Source organism: Paraburkholderia sp. A1BS-2L (genome assembly GCF_051125205.1).
GTDB lineage: Bacteria > Pseudomonadota > Gammaproteobacteria > Burkholderiales > Burkholderiaceae > Paraburkholderia.
In genome coordinates, this window is record NZ_CP120429.1 from 18,957 (window position 1) to 45,268 (window position 26,312).

Sequence of the window (26,312 nt, forward strand, 5' to 3'; positions counted from 1 at the left end):
GATGCGCGCTCCCGCCCGAGGTTCCGTCCATGTTCCGGCACGCCTGTCGACTCGCTTGTCGACCCTGGTTCGCCGGCTCTCGCCGCTGCTGGTGTTCACCCTGAGCGCTTGTCTGCCGGGCCCGAGCTACGTGCGCCCGAACATCGAGGTGCCCGCGACCTACCGCTTTGCGAGCGGCGAAGTCGCCGACGTGGCCAATACGGCGTGGTGGGAACAATTCCAGGACCCGGTGCTCGATCAGCTGATCAACACGGCGCTCGAGCGCAATCGCGATGTGAAGATCGCCGCCGCCCGCATCGATGAATTCGCCGCGCAGCTGCAGATCACGCGTTCGGCGTTCTACCCGCAGGTGGGCGCGGGCTTCAGCGCGTCGCGCCAGCGTTCGTCGTCGCTTGGCGGCGTGCCGCTGCCGGCAAGCGTCGATCCGGTCTACAACCTGTTTTCGCCGACGCTGGCCGCCTCGATGAACATCGACCTGTTCGGCCGCACGCGCCGCCAGACCGAGGCCGCGCGCGCCGAACTCGCGGCGACCGTGCAAGGGCGGCGCGACACCATCCTCACGCTGGTGGTGTCGGTGGCGGTTTCGTACTTCAATCTGCGCAGCCTCGACCGGCAGCTCGAGATCGCGCAGGCCACGGCCACGAGCCGCGCCGAGTCGGTGCGCGTGTTCTCGCTGCGCTTCAGGCACGGCGAAGTGTCGCAAATGGAGCTGGCGCAAAGCCAGTCCGAGTACGAATCCGCGCTCGCCACGATTCCGGTGATCGAGATGCAGATTGCCCAGCAGGAGGATGCGCTGTCCGTGCTGCTCGCACAGAATCCTGGCCCGATCCCGCGCGGGCGCGACCTGCAGTCGATCGAGCTGCCGGCCGTGCCTGCCGGCGTGCCGTCGGACCTGCTGGTGCGGCGTCCGGATCTGCTGGCGGCGGAGCAGAATCTGATCGCGGCCAATGCGCAGATCGGCGCGGCGCGCGCGCTGTACTTTCCGACCATCTCCGTTTCGGGGCTGATCGGCGCGGCCAGCACGGTGTTTTCCAGCCTGCTCACGGGGCCGGCCTATATCTGGTCGGTGGGCGGCGCCATCACGCAGCCGATTTTCACCGGCGGCAACATTACCGGGCAGGTGCATCTGGCCGAAGCGCGCGAGCAGGAGGCGCTCTATACGTATCTGCAGTCGGTGCAGACGGCGTTCCAGCAAGTCGAGGACGCCTTGATCGCACTGCAGAAGACGCAGGCTCAACTGGTCGCCCAGGGCCGCCAGGTCGATGCCTTGACGACCTATGCGCGGCTCGCGCGCAAGCGTTATGAAGGCGGTTACACGAGCTATATCGAGGTGCTGGATGCCGAGCGCAGTCTCTTTAATGCGCAGCTTTCCTATACGCAAACCGAGGCGTCGGTGCTGACGTGGTACGTCAGCCTCTACAAGACGATGGGCGGGGGATGGATCACGCAGGCCGAACGCATGACGATGCCGGCGCCCGCGAATCCCGCTTCGGAAACCCAGGCGCCGCAAGCGCAGCAAGGTGGCGCGGCGGCCGTGGCTACCGTCAGGGACGCCGGCGACGCCACGGGCGGATAGCGCCGCCGGGTCTGACCTGGCCAGTCTGCGTTCACTCTTCCAATGTCCGGCCGATTGCGTGGCGCGTGGCTTCCTGGACGCCGTGAACGGCGGCTGCCACGATCAACCCCGTGATCACCAGGCCGACCAGCCCCAGCAGCACGGCGTCGATCCGGCCGAACGTCGAAGTCGGCACGACGTCGCCGTAGCCGATGGTCAGGGCGGTGATCGCGCAGAAGTACACGGTCTCGCCCCACGGCGAAGGTGTCCGGTTCGCCGTTTCGACGGGGCCGCCGAAGTAGTACATGCCGATCGTCAGCAGCACGAACATCACCAGCAGCCCGCTCAGGATCGCCCGCACATACCAGAGGGTCTGGCCCATTCCCAGCAGAATGTCGCGGGCCCGCGGACGGAAGGGGGCAGCGTTTTTTTCCGGTTTCATCGCAGATACCTCGTTGACGGCACCTCGCCGCCGTTAGGCCCTCAGCCCGCGCTGCGCCGTTGCTCGAAGAGCAGGAGCATCAGGCACGCATAGACCGTGACCGCCAGAAAGAGCCCCATGCGCACCGCGAAGGCGGTGTACACGTCCTTGCCGGCCACGCTGTCCTGCACCGATTGACCGAGCAGGATGATCATGGTGACGAAACTGTTCAGCCAGAATCCCGGCGAATAGCGCGTCGGGCTGAGGCGATACAGCTTGCGGCCGACCAGCAGGCCGAATAGCGCCATCCACAGGAAAAACATCCACAGGTTCACGAACAGCCTGAGCGAGAACCAGAACGCGATCGCGAGCAGGCCGCCCAGCAGGGTCGAGCCGATCAGATCGCGCGCCGCAGTGCGGGCCGTCGTGGTGCAGCTCTGCCTGCCGAGGCTGACGGACTTCATGATGATCGGCATGTAGCTCGCCGGATCGGTCATCGCGAGCAGGTAGGCCGGCATCACCACGAGCGCGGCGCGCAACGCAATGCGCTGTGCCTGGGCGTCGGGCAGCGCGCGCGCGGCAGGCGCCTGTGCGTCCACCGGTTCGGGAAGCAGGCGGTGCGTGAGCGCCGACACCAGCCCGGCCAGCAGCAGCCCCTTCGTCAGCGCGCCGATCACCGTCACGGCAAGCTGGAAGTCGCTCGTCCCCGCGGCGGAGATCATCGTCAGTCCCGCCACCAGAAAGGTGGCGACCAGATTGTTGCCGCCGCGCAGTCCGTAGCGAAACGCGAGAAAGAGCAGCAGGGCGACGATCAGCACGCCGGCGAACGCGTAGTGGCGCAGCAGCGGCACCAGCAGCAGCCCGCTGCCAGTGGTCGACGCCACCACCAGCACGAGCACCGTGCCGGTCTTGAGCGATAGCGGCCGGGTTTGGGTCGCGAGCAGAAACACGGCGAACACCGGCGCGATCACGGGAATCGGGAAATCCAGCGCGAAACTGATCGCGAGGCACAGCGCCGTGCCGGTAGCGAGGCGCAGCGCACGGAGGCCGGGAATCCAAAGCCTGTTTGCCGTCGGCATGATCAGCGCATGGTCAGTAAATGTATGAAACCCAGCTCATCACGCGCACGAACACGCGGCCCAGCGGGTTGAGCGGATTGGTCTGGGTGGGAAACGCCATCACCTCGGCCTGGCCGCCCACGCGCATGTCGCGCAGGCGCGTGCGTTCGTTCGGATCGAACTCGACGATCACGGGAAAGCGCTGCGCGGGGCGCAGCCAGTCGCGGCTGTTCTGCACCGTGGGCAGGCTGCCGGGCGGCGTGCTCTGGCCCGTGCTCACGCCATAGCCGATGCTGCGGATCTTGCCGCTGAAGACTTCGCCCGGCAGTGCATCCAGCGAGATTTCCACCGGCGTGCCGGGCCGCAGACGGCCGAGATTGTTCTCGGTCATGTCGGCGCTCACCCAGACGTCGCGGATCGCAATCAGCGTCATGACCGGATTGCCGGCCGCCGCGAACTGGCCCACCTCCGCGCGCAGATCGGTGATGACGCCGCCCGTGCGGGCCTTGATCCGCGTATCGGCGAGATCGAGTTCCGCCTTCTTCACCGCCGCCGCCGCGCTGCGCAACTGTGCGTTCTGCGCCTCGCTGCCGCCTTGCTGCTCGCGGGCGCGCTCCACTTCGGCGCGCGCGGCTTCCACCTGGCTTTGAGCCTGCTCGTGCGTGGCGCGCGCGACCTCGATGCGGCGCAGCGAGACGGTGCCTTCGTCTTCGCGGTAGAGCCGTTCGAGGCGCTCGCTGTCCTGGCGCGCCTTGACCTCGTTTGCGAGCGCCGCCCGCAGCGAGGCTTGCGCCGAATCGATGCCGGCCGTGCTCGCGCCGATCTGGCGGCGCGTGGTCTCGTAGTCGGCGCGCGCGCGATCGACGGCGACGCGGTATTGGTCGCTGTCGATTTCGAACAGCACGTCGCCGGCCTTGACCTCCTGGTTGTTGTGCACGACCACGCGGGTGATGCGTCCCGCCACTTCGGCGGCAACCGGCACGACGAAGGCCTGCACGCGCGCTTGCTGCGTATAGGGCGTGAAGCGGTCGGCGAGCAGATACCAGATCAGGCTCACGACGATCAGCCAGACGATCCACTTGAGCGCCTTGCCCGAGGGTTCGGCGGCCTGCGCCGCAGCGCCGGCTGGCGGTGCTGCGTTCGAGGGTTCGGGGGTATCGCTCATCGGGGCGCACCTTGGGCGGGAGCGGCGGTTGAGGTTGCTGCTGGAGCGGCAACTGGGTGGGCAACTGAGCGGGCAACTGGAGCGGCGCTCGCATCGTCGATCAGATCGCCCCAGTCGGTGCGTTGCTGCATCTGCGTGCGGGTCGCGGCGTCGACGAGCGGCTGCGCCGTGTACCAGCCGCCCCCGAGCGCCTTGTAAAGCGCGATCAGACTGCCCACGGCGTTGCTGCGGTTGACGATGTAGGCGTCCTGCTGGGTGAACAGGGCGCGCTGGGCATCGAGCACGCGCTGAAAGTCCGAATATCCTTCGCGGTAAATCGTGTTGGCGAGCGTGAGCGAGCGCCGCGCGGCCGTTTGTGCGTCGCTCAGAATCGTTTCGCGTCGCAGCGCGGCGATCAGCGCCGTGGCGGCATCGTCGGCTTCGCGCGCCGCCTCGCGCACGGTGTTCTGGTAGGCGACGGTCAACTGCTGGAGCCGGGCGTCCTGCACGCGCACATTGTTGGTGATCCTGCCGTGATCGAACACGTTCCAGGTCACGCTCGGGCCCAGCAGCACGCCCAGCGTGTTCGGCGAGCCCGCGAGCGAGCTCGCGCTCCACGACAGCGAACCGAGCAGCGACACCGACGGATAGAAGTCCGCTTGCGCCACGCCGATGAGCGCCGACTGGGCCGCCATCTGATACTCGGCCGCGCGCACATCGGGGCGGCGCAGCAGCAGATCGGCGGGCACGTCGCGCAGCACCGCACGGCTCACGAGCGGGACCACGCCTTCCTTGCCGGACTGCACGTCGAGTTCCGGCAGCGGGCCGGGCGGCCGGCCCGTCAGCACGGACAGCGCGTGACGCGAAAGCTGGATCTGGCTTTCCAGGTTGGGAATGCTGCTGAGCGTGCCGAGGTACTGCGTTTTCGCCTGCTGCAGGTCCAGCTCGTCGGTCTCGCCGCTCTTGAACAGTTTCTCCGTGATCTCGTAGCTGCGCTTTTGCAGCTGCGCGTTCTCGCGCGCGATGCGCAGCCGCGCCTCGGCCGTGCGCAGCGTGAAATAGGTGTCGGCGAGCTGCGCGTGCAACAGCACGAGCGTGGCCTCGCGGTTCGCCTGCGCGGCAAAAAAGTTGGCATCGGCCGACTCGATGGCGCGCGCGAAACGCCCCCAGAAGTCGAGCTCCCAGCCGACACTGAAGCCCGCGCCGTACTGCGCATAGACCCCCGAGCGCGGGTTGAAGCCATCCGAGCGCTTGCGCGCCGAGGCGAACACGTCGGCATTGACCTGCTGCACCTGCGGGTAGCGCCCCGCGAGCGCGATGCCGAGCTGGGCGCGGGCCTCGAGCACGCGCAGGCCGGCAATCTTGATGTCGCCGTTGTTGGCGTCGGCGGCGTCCATCAGGCTTTCGAGATTCCGATCGCCGAAAATCAGCCACCATTGGCTGACGTCGGGCTCCGCGGCCTGCTGCGTGACTTGCTGCGTGACCTGCTCGATCGCCGCGCTGCTCCAGTGCGCGCTCCAGGCTTCGTGTTGCGGCTTGAAGTCCGGTCCCACGCGCATGCACGCGCTCAGGCAGCCTGTGCCTAGCAGCATCGCCATCGTGATCGGACGCAGGACGGCCAACACGGCTCCCGGCTTCAAGGCTGCGGCTGTTCCTGTGCCTGGCGGGTTCCTGCCTCAGCCTCTGCTTCAGCCTGTGGCTGCTCCACCCATCGCCAGAACAGCTGATAGCCGACCGACAGCAGCACCGGACCGATGAACAGGCCGATCACGCCGCCCGTCACCATGCCGCCGAGCGCGCCGATCAACACCACGGGCATCGGCACCGCAACGCCCCGGCCGAGCAGCAAGGGCTTGAGCACGTTGTCGGCCAGACCCGCGATGAAGACATAGATGGAGAAGACGATGGTGGCGGTGCTCGCGCCCTCGGTGGCGATCACGAAGATGATGACGGGCACGGTAATCAGCGTGGCGGGCAGCTGCATGATGCCGATCAGCAGCACCGCGAGGGCCAGCAGGCCGGCGCCGGGAATCCCCATGACGATGAACGCGATACCGATCAGCAGCATCTGGATGAACGCGATGCCGACGACCCCCTGGGCCACCGCGCGAATGGTGGCCGTGCACAGATCGGCAATCTGGGCGCCGTTGCCGGGACCGAAGATGCGCGTGGCGATCCGCACGGCGCTGTCGTGGCCTTTTTCGCCATACGCCATCAGAATGCCGGCCACCACCAGGGCGGCAAAGAAGACGAGCAGCGCCGCGCCCAGACCGGTCGCCGTGCCGAGCAGGGCGCGGCCTGCCTCCTTGATTTGCGGCGTGAACCGCTGCGCGAGGCCGGTGAGGTCGGTGGAGGCCTGGAGCCAGCTGGCATACACCGTTTTGCCGACCAGCGGCCAGCTCGCGACCGAATCGGCGGGCGGCGGAATGCGCACGCCGCCGGTCCTGAACACGGCGATCGCATGCTCGATCGAGTCGGCGAGCGCCACGACCAGCATATAGGTCGGCACAAGAATGACCACAAAGGAAATGAGGATGATCAGCGTCGCAATCAGACCTTCGCGATTGGCGAACGGACGGCGCAGCCTGACCTGAAGCGGATAGAGCGTGACGGCGAGGATCAGCGCCCACACCATGAGATCGAAGAACGGCCGGAAGATCCGGTAACAGAATACGACGAGCACAGCCACCAGGCCGGCGCGAATCAGGACATCGAGCAGTTGTCTGGACAAGACCCTTTGGGCAAGCGGTGTGAGCATTTTTTTCTCCTGTTACGGAAGCCTTGCATGCTCATTTGGCGATCCTTCACTATCTGATCGACACCGGGTCGAGGCAATCGGACTTTGGTCTCATATCGTTGCGCGCGAAGGGCGCCACTGCCGTGCGCATCAAGATCGTGCGCATCAAAAGCTCATCGCGAATCCGAACGACACGCCGTGCACGTTATGTCCGAACACATATCGCACCATCGCCCGGGTGCGGGTGACGATGATGGGGTACTTGCTGCTGTCGAGCTCGAGGCCCACGCCCAGCGATGTGAGGTCGTTGAAGCCCAGCACGCCGGCGCTGTCGCCGAAGTAGTGCGAGTAGGCGCCTTCGAGCACGTAGCGGATCGGCCGGTCCAGCGCATGCCAGCCGGTCGGCGCGCGCCAGCGGGTCCACAGGCTCAGTTGCTGCGCCATGGCCGAACCCTGCACGGCCGCCGACGAGCCGCCGAAGCTGCGCAGATAGATATCGGTCGCGCGCAGTTCGGCGTCGATTTCGTAGTTCTCGCGGTAATGCTCGTAATCGAGCATCAGCGAGCCGCCATAGCCATACGCATCGAGCGAGCCATTCTGGAGAAACTGGAGGTTGCTGTCGGTGACGTGATTGAAGATCGTCTGGCCGACTTTCAGATCGCTGGAGACGCGCCCGAGCGTGCCGTTCAGGATCGGACGGAACACCAGTTCGTCCGCGATGCGAAAGTCCCAGCCGATGCCCACCGTGCCGCTGAAGGTGTTCCATTTGGTCGGTATCGCGCGCTGCTGGGTGCCGTCGGACGCGATGAAAATCGGATCGTAGCGGCTGTAGGCGAGCGTGCCTTCCAGATACAAAGGAAACGACTTGCTGAGCGTGAAGCCGCCGCCGAACTGCGTCTGGCCGAAGCCCGGATTCCCGGTGGAGCCGCTATTGACCGAGAGATTGCTGGTCGTGACGTCGGGAACGGTGGTGTAGGTCATGATGGCGAGCACGGCGTCCGCGTGCTGCTTCACGTTGCCGCCGACGACGGTGTTGCCCGACAACGGGCCAGCGGCCGTCTGGGCATTCGACTGGCAGGGCAGCAGGACCGCGAGCAAGCAGGCACAGGCGAGGCGCCGTGCTGACTTGTCCGATTGACCAGGCATGAATCGCTCCCGTTGCTGGCGCATCGCTCATTCACTGTTGCAGCCGAATTGTGGCATGGACATCGCCGGCTTTGAAGCGCCGGAAAAATACGACTTTGGTCCCATTGTGCGATTGCAAAATGCTTTACATACTCGCCGTGCCCGCACGACCGTAGAATCGATCTCTCCGCTACCCTGGACGGCACACCGCGCATGGACGATCTCGTTGCTCTGTTTTCCGACCCCTCAGCCTGGGCCGCTCTTGTGACACTGGTGGTCATGGAAGTCGTGCTCGGCGTCGACAACCTCGTCTTTATCGCCATTCTCAGCAACAAGCTGCCGCCCGAGCATCGCACCCGGACCCAGCGGATCGGCATTGGGCTCGCGCTCGTGCTGCGCCTTGCGTTGCTGGGCGCCGTGGCATGGATCGCGCAACTGACCCAGCCCGCGCTGTCGCTGTTCGATCATGACTTTTCGTGGCGCGATCTCGTGCTGATCGGCGGGGGGCTTTTCCTCGTCTGGAAAGCGACCAGGGAAATTCATCACAACGTCTCTCATGACGAAGACGATGAATCGGGTGGCGCAGCTCCGGCCGGCCTCACGGTGCGTGCAGCAATCGGCCAGATCCTGCTGCTCGACCTGGTGTTCTCCGTCGACAGCATCGTGACCGCGATCGGCATGACCCAGCACCTGGCCATCATGTATATCGCCGTGATCGTGGCGGTTGCAACGATGCTGTTCGCGGCAGGTCCGCTGACACGGTTCATCGGCAACAATCCCACCATCGTCATGCTGGCGCTGAGCTTTCTGCTGGTGATCGGCATGACGCTGATCGCCGACGGTTTCGGCTCTCACGTTCCCAAAGGCTATATCTACGCGGCGATGGCGTTCTCCGCGTTCGTCGAAGGTATGAACATGCTGGCGCGGCGCGCGAGGCGGAGTCGGCGGCTGAAGCAGGCGGGGTAAAACGTTTCGACAACATCCCGCAACACCAGTGGTAACATTTGTTGTCGTTCCCTGCCCGTTAGCCATTCAGCCATTCAGCCATTCAGCCATTCAGCCATTCGCATGCCAGAAAGCTTCGACCAGCTTGCCGCGCTCATTCGCGCACGCTTCTCCGATCTGAGCCCGCAATTCCAGACCGGCGCCGCCTTCCTGCTCGATCATCCCGACGAAGTCGCCGTTTCGTCGATGCGCAAAGTCGCCGAGCGCGCCCAGGTGCAGCCCGCGTCGCTCGTGCGGCTCTCGCAGCAGCTTGGGTTTCCGGGCTGGAACGAGTTGCGCGATCTGTTCGTCGCGCGCGTGCGCACGCGTCCCGAACCGCTTTCGAACCGGGCGCGCTCGCTCGTGGCGGGCAGCGCGAAGGACGCGCTCGCGCACGATCTGCTGGTTGCCCAGCAGCACAATCTCGACGCCAGCGCCGCGCATAACGCGCGCACCATGGTCGAGGCCGCGCGCGTGCTGAAGAAAGCGAAGCACGTGCACGTGGCGGGCTTTCGCTCGTGCTATGCGGTGGCGTTCGGCCTTGTGTACGGCTATCGGCTTTTTCGGCCCTCGGTGTCGCTGCTGGGCGGCGAGGCCGGCACGCTCGAAATGCAATTGCTCGGCATCGAGCGCGACAGCGCGACCATCGTGGTGAGCTTCGCGCCGTATTCGGTGGAGGCCGTGCGCGTAGCCGAGGCGGCGCTCGAAAAAGGCAGCAGGCTGATCGCGATTACCGACAGCGCCGTTGCGCCCATCGCGCTCAACGCCGATAAAGTGCTGATCTTCACGCACGAAAGCCCATCGTTCTTCCCCTCGCTGGTGGCGGCGACGGCGCTGGCGGAGTCGCTCGTCGCGCACCTGCTCGCGCTGGAGGGGGCGGGCGCCGTGGCACAGCTCGAACAGTCCGAGCGCACGCTCAACGCGCGCGGCGCTTATGTGCCTTGACGGCGCGCTGACCGGGGTTGGCGTTTGCCGTGTGGCGTTTGCACGCTACGAGAGACACCGCCACGCCGCTGGCGCCCGAAGCTTTCATGACTTGACCAAAGGCTCGCAAATGAAGCTGTAGCGGCCAAACTGCAAAGTCATCTGCCTGCCGACCAAAATTTTCTGCCACTGCGTTTCGACGCGGCCGAAAGCGCCAAAGCCGCGAAAGCGTATTTCCCCATCGGTCGCACCGGCCGTGGCGCGTCCCCGGGTGTCGGTCGTTCCATGGGTCACTTCATCCGGCTTTTGGGCTGAGCGGATATCGAAATCGAAGACCAAGGGGTCGTTGGGGCCGCTACCGACAACCTTTATCAGTAGCCGTGATTCGGCCGCACCGTGCTTGGCCGCAGCGGCTTTGCTGCGGCCAAGCGTCGTTTCTCCATAGAACGTTCGCAGCGGGAGCGCCTTGGCCTGACGGAAGCGGTTCTCGGTGTAACGGCATCCGTCATAGGGCGGGAGGCCGACCGTCATCGCTTCCTCCCAATATTCCTCGATCCCGCCCGGCTCAAAGACGCATCTGCCGGTCACCAGGCGCCATGCGTGAATCAGTTCGTGGACCAACGCGATCCACGGCGGGCGATCCATCCAGGCTGCGCGTTTGTCAGCCGGCAGATCCCGGCAAACGCCATCCGATGTCGGATCCCAAAGGACATCGGCTCCGGTGCCGGCCCCCGGCGTCAGATGGTCCATGATGTGGTAGCCGATCAGCCCGCGCTGGAGGGAACTCACCTTGAATGGGCTCGCGGCTTCCTCGCTTGCCCTCTGTTCGCCAGGCTTTTTGTGAGCGAGAGGAAGCGGGCGCGCGGAAGCAGTATGCCGGTACGCTCCCTGTTCTCCACCGCTCGCTTCCGGTACGCAAAATTTGTAGAGCTTTCTCATGGCGGGGTGGCCTTTCCCCTGTTTCGATACCTTGTCCGCGAGGCTTGGAAAATCGAGCACTTCCTCGTAGCAAGCTGCCCTGCAGGCTTTTATCGAAGCATCCTTCTGCCTGCACTTATTGCCCACAACGGGGGCGGCCTGAAAGATCAGCACTTCGTTACTTGCACGTTCGATATCGTCAAGCAGACTCGACCCGATATCGGTTGAGCGGATCTGCGCCAACGATTCCTCGACGCTGCGCTGGAAATTGCGTTTTTCTTCATCGCTGAGGGGAGGGTAAAGCCGCCCCTCGATCTTTGTTTCGGTCCTGAGCGTCATAGCAAACCTCGCGAGGATTGGATTCATGTACGCGCGTCAAGCGCTGATCCATCAACAGATCCGCCCTGACAACTCAGGCTATCTCAATCCGAACCAAATTCAAGACGATCTTGACGATGGCGCGTTTCCCGGAAATCCCCGGGGAACCATTTTTTAGCCGCCCGCGAGGAGGCCCGACTTACGTTTGCAGGAATATCATTTGTTGTTGATTGCATAATTGTTGACAACACATGTTGCGTGACGTATAAATCCATCATTCCCCGTTGCAAGCATTCAAACGAGAATTTCGAGAATTTCGATGCAGGAACTCAAGACCTACCGGATGGGCGGCTCGCCCGAGGCCATCGGGCGGCGGCTCGGCGAGCTGGCGAAGCCCGTCTTCGCGGACTATATGGCGCAGAGCAGCGCGTGGGCGGCGGTGAGCCGCTGGCGCGGCAGCGCGTTTGCGCAGGAGCTGCGCGCGGCGGCCGAGCGGTATTTCCCGGCCCATGTCGCGGAAATCGATGCGATGGCCGCGGCCCTCGGCTGGCCCGCGCACGATCTGTTTCTGTGGAATTGCCGCGGCGAGCTGATCCACAACGCGCCGGACGGCTGCACGACGCTGGCGGTGCGCACGCCCGAGGCCGGCCTGATCGCCCATAACGAAGACGGCGATCCGTATCTGCGCGGGCGCTGCGCCGTGGTCGAGATCGAGCCCGAGGGCAAGCCCGGCTTCGTGAGCTTCTACTACCCGGGATCGCTGCCCGGCCACACCTTCGCGGCGTCGCACGCGGGCATCGCGCAGGCGATCAACAACGTGCGCATCCGCGAGCCGCGCGCGGGCGTGCCGCGCATGATCCTCTCGCGCGCGGTGCTCGACGCTGCCACGCTCGCCGACGCCCTCGCGCTGCTGCGCGACACGCCGCGCGCGAGCGGCTTCCACCACACGGTCGGCGGCACCGACGCGGCCGGCGCAGTGCGCATCCATAGCGTGGAAGCCACGGCGCAGCGCGCATCGATGGCCGAAATAGGCGCGCCCTCGGGGCACGCCAACCACCTGATTCACGCGGGCTGCGAGAACGAAGCGCAGATCGTCACCGATTCGTCGCGCGACCGGCAGGCGCGGCTCGCCGAGTTGCTGCCCGCGCTGGTGTCCGCATTTGACGTACGGCCCGACGGCGCGGATTTCGTGCGCACCTTGCAAGACCGCGCGGGCGCGGGCCTGCCGATCTACCGCGACGACCCCCACGATCCCGACGATGAAAACACGCTCGCCACCGCTTGCATGCGTGTGGAACCGCGCCGCGTGACGCTCGATGTCTGGCAGGACGGCGTGCGCACGCTGGGCCTGCAGGTCGGGCGCGGCGGCTGACACACGGCGAGATTCATCGGCTCAATTTCAACGCATCAATTCGATTTCAGCGATTTCAGCGAGAACGCCCATGTCCACGAAAGTCTTCCATCGGATGCCTAAGCAAACCTTGCCCGTTGCGGTGGCGGGCGAGGGGATCGAGATCATCGACTCCACCGGCAAGCGCTACATCGACGCGAGCGGCGGCGCGGCCGTCTCGTGCCTTGGCCACAGCAACCAGCGCGTGATCGACGCGATCAAGCGCCAGGCGCAGCAACTGCCGTACGCGCATACCTCGTTCTTCACGACCGAGGCCTCCGAGCAGCTCGCCGAACACCTGATTGCCGCCGCGCCCGCCGGGCTCGACCACGTCTATTTCGTCTCGGGCGGCTCGGAGGCGATCGAGGCCGCGCTCAAACTCGCGCGCCAGTATTTCGTGGAGAAGGGCGAGCTCACGCGCCGCCATTTCATCGCGCGCCGCCAGAGCTATCACGGCAACACGCTCGGCGCGCTGGCGATCGGCGGCAACGCATGGCGTCGCGAGCCGTTCCTGCCGATCCTGATCGAATCGCATCACGTGAGCGCGTGCTACGCATACCGCGAGCGTCATGAAGGCGAGACCGACGAGGCCTACGCGCAGCGCCTCGCCGACGAGCTGGAGCAGAAGATTCTCGAACTCGGCGCCGAGAACGTGGCTGCATTCGTCGCGGAAACGGTTGTGGGCGCAACGGCTGGCGCGCTGCCGCCGGTGCGCGAGTATTTCAGCAAGATCCGCGCGGTGTGCGACCGCTACGGCGTGCTGTTGCTCCTCGACGAAATCATGTCGGGCATGGGCCGCACGGGCTATCTGTTCGCCTGCGACGAAGACGGCGTGGCGCCCGATCTGCTGACGATCGCGAAAGGCCTCGGCGCGGGCTACCAGCCGATCGGCGCGACGCTCGTGAGCCAGCGCATTTACGAGACCATCGTGGGCGGCAGCGGCTACTTCCAGCACGGCCACACCTATATCGGCCATGCCACGGCCTGCGCGGCGGCGCTCGAAGTGCAGCGCGTGATTGCCGACGAGAAACTGCTCGACAACGTGCTCGCGCGCGGCGAGCAACTGCGGGCGCGCCTGCGCGAGCGCTACGCGGAACATCCGTACGTGGGCGACGTCCGCGGGCGCGGCCTGTTCGTGGGCGTGGAGCTCGTGAAGGACCGCGAGACCAAGGCCACCTTCGACCCGGCGCTCAAACTGCACGCCGCGATCAAGCGCGAGGCGTTCGTGCGCGGCCTGATGGTCTACCCGATGGGCGGCACCGTCGACGGCAAGCATGGCGATCACGTGCTGCTCGCGCCGCCGTTCATCTGCACCGCAGAGGATATCGATACGATCGAGGCACGCCTTGCTGACGCGATCGGCGCCGCGCTGAGCGCGACGGGCGTGGCGGGCGCGCCGCGTGCCGCCTGATCATTCGTTTCCGGAGCCTGACCGATGACCCAATCCACGAACGCGCGCCTGCCTGCCTTCGACGCGGCGAGCGCGACGGCCGAGCAGAAAGCCGTGCTCGACGAAATTCTTTCCGGCCCGCGCGGCAACCTGAACGGACCGTTTCTCGGCTGGATCCACAGCCCGGAGCTTGCCCAGCATGCGCAGCGCCTGGGTGCGTTCTGCCGCTACAACACGGGGCTTTCGCTGCGCCTGTCGGAGCTGGCGATACTCGTGACGGCGGCGCGCTGGCAGGCCCAGGCGGAGTGGTACATCCATTATCCGATTGCGCTGGAGGCGGGCGTGCCCGAGGCGCTGGCCGAGCAGATCCGCACCGGCGCCGAGCCGGTCTTCGACGAACCCGACGACGCGCTCATCCACACATTCGTGACCGAGCTCTACGACACAAAGCGCGTGTCCGATGCGACCTACGCGCGCGCGGTGGAGCGCTTCGGGCATGAGACCACGATCAACCTCGTCGGGCTGCTCGGCTATTACGCGCTGGTGGCGATGACGCTCAACGTGTTCGGCATGCGTGCCGAAGGTCAGACTTCGCTGCCGTTTCCGGAATAAAGCGCCGGGGCGCACGAGTTGCAGATTGGCCACCTGTTCAAGACAGGTGGCTTTTTTATTTCCGCTGCCGGGATTTTCTCAGGATGAGCCGATTAAATCGCGCTTGTGCATTGCCACAATAAGTCTTGTATATAAAAAAATATAAATCGCTTGCGAGATTTAATCCGTGTTGTTAATCTTGCGGGACTTATTAACGGTCGGCCGAATAAAATTATCAATAAAAGGGGATCCGCATGCGGGAGCGGCGATCCTTGTCGGGGATTATTCGCTTAACGACCTGATTAGCGAGGCAGCGCCATGCTGGATACGCATACTGAGCTTGCAGAAAACGAACCCGCCATGGCAGGCGTTGGCGATGTTGTCACCCTGAAATCGGGCGGGCCGCGCATGACCGTCATGCATGCGGGGCCGGTTGGCTTTGCCGAGGGGCATTGGCTGATCTGCCAATGGTTCGACGAACGAGGTGAATTGCGTCAGGACATGTTTGCGCAAGACATGGTGAAAATCGAGCCGCGCCTGATTTCTGCGGCTGCGGCCAAACTGCGCCGGTCGGCAACCCGAGCCAACCGGCGCGCTTAATCCCCGTATTCCCCTTATCCTTTTAGCGCTGGCCTTCCGCTGCGATCCGCACGGCCAGTCCGGCCAAAACGGTCCCCATCAGGTAGCGCTGAATCGCCAGCCATTTCGGGCGGCCCGACAGAAACGACGCAATCGTGCCCGCCGTCATTGCCGCGGCGGCGTTCACGGTGACCGAGAGCGCGATTTGCACCGCGCCCAGTTCGATGGATTGCGCGAGCACGCTGCCCTTGGCCGGCTCGATGAACTGGGGCAGCAGCGAGAGATAAAGAATCGCCACTTTCGGGTTCAGCAAATTCGTGACGAATCCCATGAGAAAAAGCTTGCGTGGCGGGTCGGGTGTCAGTTCCCTGACCTGGAACGGCGAGCGGCCGCCGGGCTTGAGCGTCTGCCACGCGAGCCAGGCCAGATAGAGCGCGCCGCCGAGGCGCAGCGCGTCATAGGCAAATGGCACGGCCATCAGCAGGGCCGTGATCCCGAACGCGGCGCACAGCATGTAGAAAACGAAGCCGAGCGCGACCCCGCCGAGCGAGATGAGGCCCGCCTTGCGGCCCTGGCAGATCGAGCGCGAGATCAGATAGATCATGTTGGGTCCGGGCGTGAGCGCCATGCCGAGCGCAACGGCGGCAAAGGCGAGCAGCGGGGCGACATGCATGGCGGGCTCCGTGGTCCTGGGGGCAAAGCGGTGGGGAAAGGCGGCGCACGACGGGGGACCGGAGTGCCCAGCGGTTATGGATGCGATTATTTCATGCAAACGGCGCGCGTGTCCGGCTTGGTGTGAGGATTAGCCGTTCGGCCAGGCCGCGCGCGATGCGGGGCCTGGTGCTACGAACGCGACGAATGTGATGATTGCGGTGATTGTGACGATTGCCCCCGCTCGGCTTCGCGGACCTCGCGTGCATGAGCGCGGTCGTCGAGTTGGCGCGAGAACAGCATCATGCCCAGACGCCGCTGCCTTTCCTTCACGTTGCCGCCGATATTCTTCGGCGGATTCGCCTGCAGCGACCAGTAAAGCGCGAGCAGCCAGCCGAACGCTGTCCAGCCGAGCACCGCGTTGAAGAGGGCGATCGTCAGCAGATCGTCGCGCTGGCGGCGCTCCGCGATCAGCGCGGGCAGGAAATAGAGCGCGACCGCCGCCAGCAGAACAATGATCTCGAAGACGGAATGGCTCACCATGGCCGGTCCTCCCCAACAGGGCATCCATCGCCCAATGGTTCATTGTCGCGCGGAACGGCCTCGCGCGCATGACATGCCTGGCCGGATGGCCAGCGCGCTGTTCCGTTTGCGCCGAAGGCCTGCCTGCAAGAGGTGTTCGGGTCTATGATTCAGGCTTTCCCCGCACGGTATTCGCACCATGGGCTCAGACACCACAGAGGACATCCGGCAACTGGATCACGACGCCTTGCGCGCGTTCGTGGAGCGCAAGTGGAACGACGAAATCGTCCCTGCGCTGACCGACTACATCGCGGTGCCCGCGAAGAGCCCCGCCTTCGACGCCGACTGGGCGAAGCACGGCTATCTCGAGCGCGTCGTGCAGGACGCTGCGAAGTGGGCCGAAACGCAGCCCGTGCGCGGCCTGAAGCTCGAAATCGTGCGGCTGCCGGGCCGCACGCCGGTGATCTTTTTCGAGGTGCCGGCCACGCGCTCGGGCAGCAGCGAGACCGTCGTGCTGTATGGCCACCTCGACAAGCAGCCCGAATTCGCCGGCTGGCGCAACGACCTCGGGCCCTGGTCGCCCAAGCTCGAAGACGGCCGTCTCTACGGCCGCGGCGGCGCCGACGACGGCTACGCCATTTACGCGAGCGTCACGGCGCTGGCCGCGCTCGACGCCCAGGGCATCGAGCGTCCGCGCTGCGTGGGCCTCATCGAGACTTGCGAGGAGTCGGGCAGCTACGACCTGCTGCCCTATGTCGACGCGCTGCGCGAACGGTTGGGCACGGTTGGGCTCGTGGTCTGCCTCGACTCGGGGGCGGGCAATTACGACCAGCTCTGGCTCACCACTTCGCTGCGCGGTCTCGTGTCGGGCGATCTGGAAGTCGAGGTGCTCGAGGAGGGCATCCATTCCGGCTCGTATGGCGGCATTGCACCATCGAGCTTCCGCGTGATGCGTCAGCTATTCGAGCGTCTGGAAGACGCGGCGAGCGGGACGCTTCTGCCCAAGGGCTTTCATTGCGCGATTCCGTCCACGCGTCTGGCCGAAGCCGAGGCCACGGCCCAAATTCTTGGCGACAGTGTCTGGAAGGGCCTGCCCTGGGCGTGCGGCCAGGACGGTCGCCCCGTGCTGCCCAAGACCACCGACCCGAAGGAGGCGCTGCTCGATTCGACGTGGCGGCCCTCGCTTTCGGTGACCGGCGCGGCCGGATTGCCGGCGCTCGCCGATGCCGGCAACGTGCTGCGTCCGCGCACGGCGTTCAAGCTTTCGCTGCGGCTGCCGCCGCTGGTGGAGGCGTCGAAGGCCGTCGCCGAACTAAAGGCGCTGCTCGAATTCGATCCGCCCTATAACGCCAAGGTCACGTTCAAGCCGGACACGGGCTCGGCCAATGGCTGGAGCGCACCGGAACTCGCGCCGTGGCTCACGCAGGCGCTCAACGCGGCGTCGCGCACGCATTTCGGCGCGGACTGCGCGTATCTGGGCCAGGGCGGCACGATTCCGTTGATGAATGTCCTGCAGGCGGGTTTCCCGAAGTCGCAGTTCATGGTGTGCGGCGTGCTCGGCCCGAAGTCGAATGCGCACGGGCCGAACGAGTTCCTGCACGTGCCGTATGCGAAGAAGCTCACCGCCACGGTGGCCGAGGTGATCGCGTCAGCGCCCTGAGGGCGCAGGTGAGCGGGCGAGCGCGGGTCTGAACAGGCCCAGCGGCCGAATTCCGGAGCGAGGTCCGAGGTTCGGCGGGATCTCGCGCCTTACTCTTGCTTCTTGTGGGCCGCGTCGCCGTGCGCGGTTTCCGCGTGGCACGAGCAGCTTTCCTCGTCGATCGGCTGCTCGAGGTTCTTCATGATGCCGCACTCGGCGCTGCTGCTGTGGTGCGCATGGCAGCTTTCGCGCAGCGTCCGCAATTGCTGTTCGAGCGTGCGCATCGACTCGACCTGCTCGTGAATGCGCGCGATCTGGCAGTCGATCAGCTGATTGACTTCGTCGCAGGGCTGGCTCGGGTCGGCCTGGTAGCGCCGCAGCATGCGGATATCGGCAAGCCCGATGCCAAGCGAGCGGCAATGGCGGATGAAGTTCAGTTGCGCGGCGTGCGCGCCCGTGTAGCTGCGGTATCCGTTGGTTTCGCGCTCGGGCTCGTCCAGCAGGCCTTCGCGTTCGTAAAAGCGTACCGTTTCGACGTCGCAATGCGCCTGGCGCGCCAGTTCGCCGATTCTCATGGTCGCAGTTCTCCAAAATGGCTTGACCCTGTAGCGGCTACAGGCTGTCTAATGATTCTGTCACTTTTGGGAGAATTCAGCCATGATCCTGGCTTTCTGGTCGCGGTTGGTGCTCGCACAACGTTTGCGGGCGCGCGAAGACGAGCGGGGCGCGGCGGCGTCGGGCCCGGCGGAATCGGCGGTGTTGCTCGATGAGGCGGGGAACAAGAAGCCCGCGGGCTGCTGCGATCACGCGCGCGCGGATGCGGACGAGGCGAGCGGTCACGGCCATGACCATGGCCGGACATGCAGCCACGACCATGGCGATGATCACGCACACGATCACGGCCAAGGCCACGACCAGGTTTGCGGCCGTGATCATGACGATGACCACGCTCACGGCCACAGCCATTCACACGATCACGATCACGGCCATGGCCACGAAGCCGACGCCTGCTGCGCCGGCGCCGCCGCGCTGCAATCCACGCGCGCCACGCCGGCAAGCGCGCCGGAGGGCGCGCAGCGCGCGTGCTACCGCATCGAGAATATGGACTGCCCGACCGAGGAGCGGCTCATCCGCAAACGCCTCGAGCCGATGCCGGGCGTCGTGCGTCTCGACTTCGACCTGCTCGCGCGGGAGCTTACGCTCTACCACCGGCTGCCCGACGCGAAGCCGTTCGAAGCCGCGCTGCGCTCGCTCGACATGGCGCCGCGCCCGCTCGACGATGCCGCCCCGGCCGGCGCGAGCGCGCAAGCGCCGGCGCGCGGCCCCAGCCTCGCGCTGCGCCAGAAGCTGCTGCTCGCGGCGAGCGGCGTCGCGGCGGCCGCCGCCGAGGTGCTCGCGTGGAGCACGGGCCACGAGACCGGCGTGCCGGTGCTCGTCTGCACGGTGCTGTCGCTGTTGTGCGCGGGCTTGCCGACGCTGCGCAAGGGCTGGGTCGCGCTCAAGAACTTCACGATCAACATCTACTTCCTGATGTCGCTCGCGGTCGCGGGCGCCGTCATCATCGGCAAGTGGCCCGAGGCGGCCATGGTCGTGTTCCTGTTCGCGCTCGCCGAGGAGATCGAGGCGCTGTCGCTCGAACGCGCGCGTCAGGCGATCCGCTCGCTCACGGCGCTCGCGCCCGAGACGGCCGAGGTGTGGATGCAACAAGCAGCACCAGAAGCGGCACCAGAAGCGGCACAACCGTCCGGCGAATGGCGCACCCGCGCCGTGGCCGAAGTGGCCGTGGGCGAGCGCATCCGTGTGCGCACGGGCGAGCGCGTGCCGGTCGATGCGCGCGTGGCCGCGGGCCGCGCGGCGCTCGATCAAGCGCCCATCACGGGCGAGAGCCTGCCCGTCGACAAGGCCGAGGGCGATGCGCTCTACGCGGGCAGCATCGTCGTCGATGGCGTGGTGGAGGCGGTCGTCACTGCCGCTGCGCGCGACAGCACGCTCGCGCGCATCGCGGCGGCGGTCCAGGAGGCCCAAGCGCAGCGGGCGCCGACCCAGCGCTTCGTCGATCAGTTCGCGCGCTACTACACGCCCGCCGTAGTCGTGCTCGCGGTGCTGATCGCGATCGCGGGGCCGCTCGCGCTGGGCGGCGCGTGGAGCGCATGGCTCTACAAGGCGCTCGTGTTGCTCGTGATCGCCTGCCCGTGCGCGCTCGTCGTCTCGACGCCGGTGACGGTCGTGAGCGGCCTCGCGGCAGCCGCGCGCAACGGCATGCTCGTGAAAGGCGGCGTGTGGCTCGAACGCGGGCGTCTGCTCAAGGCGGTCGCGCTCGACAAGACCGGCACGCTCACGCGCGGCGCGCCAGTGCTCACGGACACGCTCGTGCTGGCAGCGTTGCCTGAAGACGAGGCCTTGCGCCTTGCCGCGAGCCTCGACGATGCGAGCGCCCATCCGGTCGCGCGCGCAATCGTTGCGGGCTGGCGCGAGCGCAGTGCACGGACGGCGCAGGCCGGGCAGGCTGCGCTTGCGCCGATCGACAATTTCGCGGTGCTCAACGGCCTCGGCGTGACGGGGCGCATCGGCGGCGCGGCGTGGCATCTGGGCAATCATCGGCTGGTCGAGTCGCTGGGGCTGTGCTCGCCGGAACTCGAAGCGCAGTTGGCGCAGTTCGAAGCGGCGGGCAAGACCGCCATCGTGCTGTGCTCGCCGAGCGAGCCGGTGGCGCTGTTCGCGGTCGCCGACGCGGTGCGGCCCGAGAGCGTGCCCGCCGTGCGCGCTCTCGAGCAACTGGGCGTGACGCCGGTGATGCTGACCGGCGACAACCCGACGACGGCGCGCGCGATCGCTGCGCAACTCGGCATCGACGACGCGCGCGGCAATCTGCTCCCGCAGGACAAGCAGGATGCGGTCGCGGCGCTCTCGGCGCAGCACGGCATGACGGCGATGGTCGGCGACGGCGTGAATGACGCGCCCGCGCTCGCGCGCGCCGACATCGGCTTTGCGATGGGCGCGGCCGGCACGGCGACGGCGCTCGAAACCGCCGACGTCGCCATCATGGACGACGACCCGCGCAAGATCGCGGCGTTCATCGGGCTGAGCCGCAAGGTGGCGGCCGTGCTCACGCAGAACATCGCGCTCGCGCTGGGGATCAAGGCAGTGTTTCTCGTGCTGGCGCTGGCGGGCGAGGCGACCCTCTGGATGGCGGTGTTCGCGGACGTGGGCGCGAGCCTGCTGGTGGTCGCCAACGGGCTGCGGTTGCGGCGGCATTTCGCTGGGAACGCGTGAAGCGGGCTGATCCATGAACAAGACATCAGTCGGCCTGTTCTTCGTCATGCTGCTGGCCGGCGCAACCCTCTCCGCACAGGCCGGCCAGCAAGCCCTTCGCTCGCCCGAGCGCGGCGTGCTGTGCGACCGCTACATCTGCGCCAACGAGAAGGGCATTTCCCGCGCGCTGACCGAGAAGTACCTCGGGCAGCGCGTTGCGGCGAAAGTGTTTTCCCAGGGCGACTTCGACCTCACCGCCTTCACTTTCGCCAACGGTATCTTCTGCGACGTGAAAGAGCGCTTGTGCCGTCAGGATCGTTATTACGGCGCGGACGGCAAGCGCACCGGCGCCGTGTCCGGGAAGTACACAAGGCTGCTTTTTGGCGGGAGTGCAGAGGCAACACAGTAGCGATTCCGGCGGTATGGCGACTTACAGCCGTTTACGCAACTAACAGCCAATTCCGAGCCCGCCTAACCCATCTACTTCACGGTGGCACAGAAATCCGCCACAGCCGGAATGCGCGTCAAACGCCCGGCGAACGGCCCCCGAGGCAAGCAAGAACCGTGCGCAGCACATCTTGCGTCGCCGCGTCGAAATCGCCGAGAAACGCGCAGCGGCCCGCGACCAGCGTCGCAACCGGCACGCCGTCGCGAAACACGATGCGGTTGCCCGCGACCGCCGGCACTTTCTCACCGGGCAGCATAGTGCCGACCAGATTGAGCGGATCCGATGCGGCGATGCAGACCAGCGCAGCCGCTTCGCTCCGTGCGCCGCCCGGCGCGTTGCCAGCACTGCCGCGCCGGCGCACTTCGCGCAGCAGCGCAACCGCCTCGGGCAGCGCGAATTGCTCGCCCGAAAGGCCCGTGACGAAGCGGCCGCCGCGCAAGTCTGCGCGCGCTTCCATGCGGTGCATCACGCGCAGCAGGTCTCGCCACGGCGGCAGCCACGGCGCTTCGCGCGACAGCACCTGCCAGCACACCACGCCGTAGCGGCCCAGCAGCACGTGCACGACGTGCTCCAGCAGGTCGGTATCGGCAGGAGGGCGGCGCAAGGGCGTCGGGCTCGCCGCGCGCACGGCCTGGGGCGCTGCGGCATCCGGCAGCGCAATCCGCCGCAGCACCGCCCAGCGTCCGGCGTCGCCCATGCCGCCCACGAGCGGCCCAAAGCCGCGCGGGCGTCGTCGTCCGTAATGTCCTTGCGTATGGCGTTTCGCCGCCGGGCGCACGAGCGCGCGCAGGCCCGCGAAGCTGTCGGCGTTCACGAGCCCTGCGGCCACCAGCTCGCCCAGCGCGTTTTCGAGTTCCACGCCGAGCAGATGCGCATCGGCGCCCAGCTCGTCGAAGAACATCGCGCCATGGCGCAGCAGCGCCTCGTGGACGCGTCGCGCGCGCGCCGAAAGGTCCGCTGCTTCAGGCGTTTCGACGAGCGCCGTCCAGTGCGCGAGCTCGCGTCGCGGCAGCAGCACGACGGGCGTGCTGCGCACCGTCGACGCCGCCGCGCGCGCCGGCAGCCGCGCCCACGCGATCTGTCCCGAGCGGCACAGCTCGTCGAGCAGCATCGGCGTGTAATCGTCGAGGCGCGCGGGCAGAATCTCGTCCTCCCATGCGAGGGCCGAAGCCTCCCAGCCCTCCAGTTGCCCGAGCGTGGCCGCAAGCGCGTCGCGGCCCGAGCCGTGCGCCCCCTCAGTCCCATGAGCGACGTGCTGCCATTCGAATAGAAAGCGCATGAAATCGCTCCGCTCGACCGGCTCGATCTCGCGGCGCAGCGTGCGCACGGTGTAGCGGTGGATGCGCGCGAGCAGATGGCGTTCGCACCATTCCTCTTCGGGCGCGCCCGGGGTGAAGCGGCCGCGCATGAGCGTGCCTTCAGCTTCGAGCCGCGTGAGCGCAAGCGCGGCCACGCTCGCCTCCAGCGCGAGCGGCCGGGCGATCTGCGCGACCGTCAGGGGGCCGAATCCGGACAGCCGCGCGCGCACGATCTCGACTAGCGCCGTGTCCTCGTTCCATGGTTCGTCGCGCGGCTCATCGAGGCCGGAGAGCGCGGCGAGCGGCGGCTCGCATTGCGCCTGCGGGTAGATCGCGCGCACGCAGGCGAGCCGCTCGATGCTTACCCACAGCGCGTCGTGTTCCGCTATCGGCATGCGCGTCGCGCGTCCGGCGGCGGCCAGCGCGGCGAGCCATGCGCCCCAGCCGTGCGCGTGCGCTTCGCTTTCGGCCAGCGCGCCGAGCGTATTGAGCGCATCGTGCAGTTCATCTGCATCGTGCACCTGGGGCCAGGCCTCCTCACGCACGCGCGCGATCGCCTCGGGATCGAGCGCGCCCATGTCGTCGACGGACTCGGGGTCGCGAAAGCGGCGTGACAGCACCGCCTGGGTGCGACGCTCTTCGAGCGGCGCGTCGTCGAGGAACGCGTAGGGACGCGCGCTCAGAATCTCTGCCGCGAGCGGCGAGGGCGCCGTCAATTCGCGCGTCACCAGCTTCACGTCGCGCGACTCGATGCGGCGCAGCAGCGCGAGCCATGCTTCGGTATCCATAGCATCGTGGAGGCAGTCGTCGAGCGTTTGATCGACGAGCGGATGGCGCGGAATTTCGCGCTCGCCCGCGAGGTTTTCGACGCACGCCGCCTGGTCGGGGAACACCGCGGCGAGCAGGTCCTCGCTGCGCATGCGCTGGATTTGCGGCGGCGTTTTGCGTCCGCCGGTCTGGCGCGGCAGCGCGAGCGCCGTGGTGGCGTTCCAGCGCCAGCGCACACCGAAGAGGGGCGCGTCGAGCAGCGCCTGCACGAGCAGGTGCTCGGCGCTGTTCGAATGCAGATAGCGCCATACCTCGTCGAGCGCGAAGCTGTGCGCGTGCGTGAGCGAGAGGATGATGGCGTCCTCGGTGGCGGCGGCCTGCAATTCGAAGTTGAACTGGCGGCAAAATCGCTTGCGCAGCGTGAGGCCCCACGCGCGGTTTACGCGGCTGCCGAACGGCGCGTGGATCACGAGCTGCGTGCCGCCCGCTTCGTCGAAGAAGCGCTCCATCACGAGCGTGTCCTGGGTCGGCAGGACGGTGAGCGCGGCGCGGGCGCGCGCGAGGTATTCGACGATCTGGCGTGCGGGGGCATCGTCGAGCTTCAGCGCTTCGGCGAGCCATGCGGTGGCGCGATCGATGGCATCCGGGGCCGCGCCATCTGCGCCGAGCGCCGCTTCGATCTGGCCACGCAAGCGCGAGATCGCGAACGACAGTTCATCGCTGCGGCCCGGCGCCTCGCCGAGCCAGAACGGGATGTTCGGCGGCTGGCCTTGCGCATCCTCCACGCGCACGCGTCCGGCCTCGATGCGCAGGATCCGGTACGAGGCGTTGCCGAGCTGGAACACGTCGCCCGCGAGGCTCTCGACCGCGAAGTCCTCGTTCACGGTGCCGATCTGCACGCCCTGCGGTTCGAGCAGCACGGCATAGTCGGCGTTGTCGGGGATCGTGCCGCCCGAGGTCAGCGCGACGAGGCGCGCGCCGCGCCGGGCGCGCAGCGTTTTGCTGACCACGTCGCGATGCAGATACGCGGCGCGCGGCCCGTGGCGGCTCGTATAGCCCTCGGCGAGCATGCGCAGCACCGCGTCCAAGCGTGCGCGCTCCAGCTGCGCAAATGGCGCGCTGCGGCGCACGAGCGCGAACAGCGCGTCTTCGCTCCATTCGGCGCACGCCACCTCGGCGACGATCTGCTGCGCCAGCACGTCGAGCGGCGCGCTCGGCAGCGCGAGGCGGTCGAGCTCGCCGCGCTGCACGCAATCGAGCAGCGCCGCGCATTCGATGAGATCGTCGCGAGAAGTCGGAAAGAGCCGTCCCTTCGGCATTCCGCCGACCTGGTGCCCGGAGCGCCCGACGCGCTGCAGGAAGCCCGCGATCGAGCGCGGCGAGCCGATCTGGCAGACCAGATCGACATCGCCGATATCGATGCCGAGTTCGAGCGAGGCCGTGGCCACCAGCACGCGCAGCTCGCCGCGCTTCAGGCGCTGCTCGGCGTCGAAGCGCTGCTCGCGCGCGAGGCTGCCGTGATGCGCGGCCACGGCCTCGGCGCCGAGGCGGTCGGTGAGATGGCGCGCCACGCGCTCGGCCATGCGCCGCGTATTCACGAACACCAGCGTCGTGCGGTGCTGCGCGACCAGTTCGGCCATGCGGTCGTACACGCGCTCCCACACGTCGTTGGCCATGACCGCTTCGAGCGGCACGGGCGGCACTTCGAGCGCGAGGTCGCGCGCACGCACGTGGCCCGCATCGACGATGGCGCAGGCCGGCGGCGCATCGGCGTCCTCGCCCATGCCGACCAGAAATCGCGCCACCGTTTCGATTGGCTTTTGCGTCGCCGACAGGCCGATGCGCAGCAGACGCTGGCCGCACAGCGCATCGAGGCGCTCGAGGCTGAGCGCGAGATGCACGCCGCGCTTGTTGCCCGCGAGCGCATGAATTTCGTCGACGATCACGCTGCGCGCGAGGGCAAGCATGCGGCGGCCCGACTCCGAACCGAGCAGCACATAGAGCGATTCCGGCGTGGTCACGAGGATGTGCGGCGCGCGCTTGCGCAACGCGGCGCGCGCGGGCTGCGGCGTGTCGCCGGTGCGCACGGCAGTGCGGATCTCGACGGGCGGCAGGCCCCGGCGCGCCAGCTCCGCGCGGATGCCTTCGAGCGGGCGCTCCAGATTCAGGTGGATGTCGTTGGAGAGCGCCTTGAGCGGCGAGACATAGACCACGAGCGTGGTGTCGGGCAGCGCACCGCCGTTTGCGAGGCCTTCGCGCACGAGCGCGTCGAGCGCGGCGAGAAAGCCCGTGAGCGTCTTGCCCGAGCCGGTGGGCGCGGCCACCAGCGTGGCGCGGCCGCTCGCGATGAGCGGCCAGGCGGCGCGCTGCGCGGGGGTGGGCGCGGCGAAACTGGTCCGGAACCACGCGGCCACGGCGGGATGGAAGAGGGTGAGCGGATCGTCGGGGCTGGAGGCGCCGGGCGCGGGCGCGAGCGCGGCAGACTCTGGCAGGGCGGTGGCGGACGTGAGCAGGTTCATGGGTGCGGGGCGCAAAAAAGCAGTCTGGCAGGTTTCTCGCGCGGCTGCTGGGTGAGGTTCGGGGCTCGCTCGGGCATGCGG

22 protein-coding genes are annotated in these 26,312 nt (G+C 66.9%); 11 read left to right on the forward strand and 11 right to left on the reverse strand.

Annotated elements, in window-relative coordinates:
• Position 1 precedes the first annotated feature (1 nt).
• Entirely contained in the window at positions 2-1,576 is a 1,575-nt protein-coding gene (locus P5W98_RS14910; RefSeq protein WP_421025523.1) for an efflux transporter outer membrane subunit, read from the forward strand.
• Positions 1,577-1,607: 31 nt separating this feature from the next.
• Here P5W98_RS14910 and P5W98_RS14915 read toward each other — a convergent pair whose 3' ends face one another.
• The 6 genes from P5W98_RS14915 to P5W98_RS14940 all read right to left on the reverse strand — a co-directional run bounded on the left by P5W98_RS14915 (position 1,608) and on the right by P5W98_RS14940 (position 8,061).
• Positions 1,608-1,997, reverse strand: coding sequence for a potassium channel family protein (locus tag P5W98_RS14915; protein ID WP_421025522.1), 390 nt, complete (start codon positions 1,995-1,997; stop codon positions 1,608-1,610).
• 41 nt (positions 1,998-2,038) lie between these two features.
• On the reverse strand, positions 2,039-3,055 hold the full coding sequence (locus P5W98_RS14920) for a DUF2955 domain-containing protein (RefSeq protein ID WP_421025521.1): 1,017 nt from the start codon (positions 3,053-3,055) through the stop codon (positions 2,039-2,041).
• 13 nt (positions 3,056-3,068) lie between these two features.
• A complete protein-coding gene (locus P5W98_RS14925; RefSeq protein WP_421025520.1) occupies positions 3,069-4,199 on the reverse strand; it encodes an HlyD family secretion protein in 1,131 nt (376 codons plus the stop codon).
• On the reverse strand, positions 4,196-5,776 hold the full coding sequence (locus tag P5W98_RS14930) for a TolC family protein (RefSeq protein WP_421027010.1): 1,581 nt from the start codon (positions 5,774-5,776) through the stop codon (positions 4,196-4,198). Before P5W98_RS14930 ends, P5W98_RS14925 begins: the two co-directional genes overlap by 4 nt.
• A 38-nt stretch (positions 5,777-5,814) precedes the next feature.
• Positions 5,815-6,936 (reverse strand): AI-2E family transporter, encoded by a 1,122-nt coding sequence (locus tag P5W98_RS14935; protein ID WP_421025519.1) that lies wholly within the window; start codon positions 6,934-6,936, stop codon positions 5,815-5,817.
• Between the two features lie 144 nt (positions 6,937-7,080).
• Entirely contained in the window at positions 7,081-8,061 is a 981-nt protein-coding gene (locus P5W98_RS14940) for a hypothetical protein (protein WP_421025518.1), read from the reverse strand.
• 192 nt (positions 8,062-8,253) lie between these two features.
• On the opposite strand from P5W98_RS14940, the gene P5W98_RS14945 reads away from it, so the two are divergent.
• Both P5W98_RS14945 and P5W98_RS14950 read left to right on the forward strand, forming a co-directional pair.
• On the forward strand, positions 8,254-9,006 hold the full coding sequence (locus P5W98_RS14945) for a TerC family protein (protein ID WP_421025517.1): 753 nt from the start codon (positions 8,254-8,256) through the stop codon (positions 9,004-9,006).
• 102 nt (positions 9,007-9,108) lie between these two features.
• Positions 9,109-9,969: a MurR/RpiR family transcriptional regulator gene (locus P5W98_RS14950; protein ID WP_421025516.1), complete on the forward strand. Its 861-nt coding sequence runs from the start codon at positions 9,109-9,111 to the stop codon at positions 9,967-9,969.
• A gap of 84 nt (positions 9,970-10,053) precedes the next feature.
• Here the strand turns inward: P5W98_RS14950 and P5W98_RS14955 are convergent, their stop codons facing one another.
• Positions 10,054-11,232 carry a M91 family zinc metallopeptidase gene (locus tag P5W98_RS14955; RefSeq protein WP_421025515.1) on the reverse strand — a complete coding sequence of 393 codons (1,179 nt, stop codon included), beginning with the start codon at positions 11,230-11,232 and terminating at the stop codon, positions 10,054-10,056.
• On the opposite strand from P5W98_RS14955, the gene P5W98_RS14960 reads away from it, so the two are divergent.
• The 5 genes from P5W98_RS14960 (at position 11,231) to P5W98_RS14980 (ending at position 15,155) form a co-directional block, all read left to right on the forward strand.
• A complete protein-coding gene (locus P5W98_RS14960; RefSeq protein WP_421025514.1) occupies positions 11,231-11,362 on the forward strand; it encodes a hypothetical protein in 132 nt (43 codons plus the stop codon). The two genes, P5W98_RS14955 and P5W98_RS14960, sit on opposite strands and share 2 nt — an antisense overlap.
• A 141-nt stretch (positions 11,363-11,503) precedes the next feature.
• Entirely contained in the window at positions 11,504-12,556 is a 1,053-nt protein-coding gene (locus P5W98_RS14965; RefSeq protein WP_421025513.1) for a C45 family autoproteolytic acyltransferase/hydolase, read from the forward strand.
• 70 nt (positions 12,557-12,626) lie between these two features.
• On the forward strand, positions 12,627-13,985 hold the full coding sequence (locus P5W98_RS14970) for an aspartate aminotransferase family protein (protein ID WP_421025512.1): 1,359 nt from the start codon (positions 12,627-12,629) through the stop codon (positions 13,983-13,985).
• Positions 13,986-14,009: 24 nt separating this feature from the next.
• The gene (locus P5W98_RS14975; RefSeq protein ID WP_421025511.1) at positions 14,010-14,576 is read left to right on the forward strand and encodes a carboxymuconolactone decarboxylase family protein; all 567 of its coding nucleotides are present in this window, start codon (positions 14,010-14,012) and stop codon (positions 14,574-14,576) included.
• A 297-nt stretch (positions 14,577-14,873) separates the two neighbouring features.
• Entirely contained in the window at positions 14,874-15,155 is a 282-nt protein-coding gene (locus P5W98_RS14980; RefSeq protein ID WP_421025510.1) for a YodC family protein, read from the forward strand.
• Between the two features lie 22 nt (positions 15,156-15,177).
• Here P5W98_RS14980 and P5W98_RS14985 read toward each other — a convergent pair whose 3' ends face one another.
• Together P5W98_RS14985 and P5W98_RS14990 are read right to left on the reverse strand one after the other, a co-directional pair.
• On the reverse strand, positions 15,178-15,807 hold the full coding sequence (locus P5W98_RS14985; protein ID WP_421025509.1) for a LysE family translocator: 630 nt from the start codon (positions 15,805-15,807) through the stop codon (positions 15,178-15,180).
• 170 nt (positions 15,808-15,977) lie between these two features.
• Positions 15,978-16,328, reverse strand: a complete 351-nt coding sequence (locus tag P5W98_RS14990; protein WP_421025508.1) for a superinfection immunity protein — start codon at positions 16,326-16,328, stop codon at positions 15,978-15,980.
• Between the two features lie 178 nt (positions 16,329-16,506).
• Here P5W98_RS14990 and P5W98_RS14995 point away from each other — a divergent pair, with 178 nt between their 5' ends.
• The gene (locus P5W98_RS14995) at positions 16,507-17,967 is read left to right on the forward strand and encodes a M20 family metallopeptidase (protein ID WP_421025507.1); all 1,461 of its coding nucleotides are present in this window, start codon (positions 16,507-16,509) and stop codon (positions 17,965-17,967) included.
• Between the two features lie 89 nt (positions 17,968-18,056).
• Here the strand turns inward: P5W98_RS14995 and P5W98_RS15000 are convergent, their stop codons facing one another.
• The gene (locus P5W98_RS15000; RefSeq protein ID WP_421025506.1) at positions 18,057-18,521 is read right to left on the reverse strand and encodes a Cd(II)/Pb(II)-responsive transcriptional regulator; all 465 of its coding nucleotides are present in this window, start codon (positions 18,519-18,521) and stop codon (positions 18,057-18,059) included.
• An 82-nt stretch (positions 18,522-18,603) separates the two neighbouring features.
• Between P5W98_RS15000 and P5W98_RS15005 the strand changes: the two genes are divergently transcribed.
• Complete coding sequence (locus P5W98_RS15005) at positions 18,604-21,219, forward strand: heavy metal translocating P-type ATPase (protein WP_421025505.1); 2,616 nt, start codon at positions 18,604-18,606, stop codon at positions 21,217-21,219.
• 46 nt (positions 21,220-21,265) lie between these two features.
• Positions 21,266-21,607: a YcgJ family protein gene (locus tag P5W98_RS15010; RefSeq protein ID WP_421027009.1), complete on the forward strand. Its 342-nt coding sequence runs from the start codon at positions 21,266-21,268 to the stop codon at positions 21,605-21,607.
• A gap of 115 nt (positions 21,608-21,722) precedes the next feature.
• Here the strand turns inward: P5W98_RS15010 and P5W98_RS15015 are convergent, their stop codons facing one another.
• Entirely contained in the window at positions 21,723-26,231 is a 4,509-nt protein-coding gene (locus P5W98_RS15015) for a DEAD/DEAH box helicase (protein WP_421025504.1), read from the reverse strand.
• Positions 26,232-26,312 lie beyond the last annotated feature (81 nt).

What these genes read in the sequence shown, in the direction of transcription:
- P5W98_RS14910 (WP_421025523.1), top strand. Translation starts at nt 2, where the DNA reads ATGCGCGCTCCCGCCCGAGGTTCCGTCCATGTTCCGGCACGCCTGTCG.
- P5W98_RS14915 (WP_421025522.1), bottom strand. Translation starts at nt 1,997, where the DNA reads ATGAAACCGGAAAAAAACGCTGCCCCCTTCCGTCCGCGGGCCCGCGAC.
- P5W98_RS14920 (WP_421025521.1), bottom strand. Translation starts at nt 3,055, where the DNA reads ATGCCGACGGCAAACAGGCTTTGGATTCCCGGCCTCCGTGCGCTGCGC.
- P5W98_RS14925 (WP_421025520.1), bottom strand. Translation starts at nt 4,199, where the DNA reads ATGAGCGATACCCCCGAACCCTCGAACGCAGCACCGCCAGCCGGCGCT.
- P5W98_RS14930 (WP_421027010.1), bottom strand. Translation starts at nt 5,776, where the DNA reads ATGGCGATGCTGCTAGGCACAGGCTGCCTGAGCGCGTGCATGCGCGTG.
- P5W98_RS14935 (WP_421025519.1), bottom strand. Translation starts at nt 6,936, where the DNA reads ATGCTCACACCGCTTGCCCAAAGGGTCTTGTCCAGACAACTGCTCGAT.
- P5W98_RS14940 (WP_421025518.1), bottom strand. Translation starts at nt 8,061, where the DNA reads ATGCCTGGTCAATCGGACAAGTCAGCACGGCGCCTCGCCTGTGCCTGC.
- P5W98_RS14945 (WP_421025517.1), top strand. Translation starts at nt 8,254, where the DNA reads ATGGACGATCTCGTTGCTCTGTTTTCCGACCCCTCAGCCTGGGCCGCT.
- P5W98_RS14950 (WP_421025516.1), top strand. Translation starts at nt 9,109, where the DNA reads ATGCCAGAAAGCTTCGACCAGCTTGCCGCGCTCATTCGCGCACGCTTC.
- P5W98_RS14960 (WP_421025514.1), top strand. Translation starts at nt 11,231, where the DNA reads ATGTACGCGCGTCAAGCGCTGATCCATCAACAGATCCGCCCTGACAAC.
- P5W98_RS14955 (WP_421025515.1), bottom strand. Translation starts at nt 11,232, where the DNA reads ATGAATCCAATCCTCGCGAGGTTTGCTATGACGCTCAGGACCGAAACA.
- P5W98_RS14965 (WP_421025513.1), top strand. Translation starts at nt 11,504, where the DNA reads ATGCAGGAACTCAAGACCTACCGGATGGGCGGCTCGCCCGAGGCCATC.
- P5W98_RS14970 (WP_421025512.1), top strand. Translation starts at nt 12,627, where the DNA reads ATGTCCACGAAAGTCTTCCATCGGATGCCTAAGCAAACCTTGCCCGTT.
- P5W98_RS14975 (WP_421025511.1), top strand. Translation starts at nt 14,010, where the DNA reads ATGACCCAATCCACGAACGCGCGCCTGCCTGCCTTCGACGCGGCGAGC.
- P5W98_RS14980 (WP_421025510.1), top strand. Translation starts at nt 14,874, where the DNA reads ATGCTGGATACGCATACTGAGCTTGCAGAAAACGAACCCGCCATGGCA.
- P5W98_RS14985 (WP_421025509.1), bottom strand. Translation starts at nt 15,807, where the DNA reads ATGCATGTCGCCCCGCTGCTCGCCTTTGCCGCCGTTGCGCTCGGCATG.
- P5W98_RS14990 (WP_421025508.1), bottom strand. Translation starts at nt 16,328, where the DNA reads ATGGTGAGCCATTCCGTCTTCGAGATCATTGTTCTGCTGGCGGCGGTC.
- P5W98_RS14995 (WP_421025507.1), top strand. Translation starts at nt 16,507, where the DNA reads ATGGGCTCAGACACCACAGAGGACATCCGGCAACTGGATCACGACGCC.
- P5W98_RS15000 (WP_421025506.1), bottom strand. Translation starts at nt 18,521, where the DNA reads ATGAGAATCGGCGAACTGGCGCGCCAGGCGCATTGCGACGTCGAAACG.
- P5W98_RS15005 (WP_421025505.1), top strand. Translation starts at nt 18,604, where the DNA reads ATGATCCTGGCTTTCTGGTCGCGGTTGGTGCTCGCACAACGTTTGCGG.
- P5W98_RS15010 (WP_421027009.1), top strand. Translation starts at nt 21,266, where the DNA reads ATGCTGCTGGCCGGCGCAACCCTCTCCGCACAGGCCGGCCAGCAAGCC.
- P5W98_RS15015 (WP_421025504.1), bottom strand. Translation starts at nt 26,231, where the DNA reads ATGAACCTGCTCACGTCCGCCACCGCCCTGCCAGAGTCTGCCGCGCTC.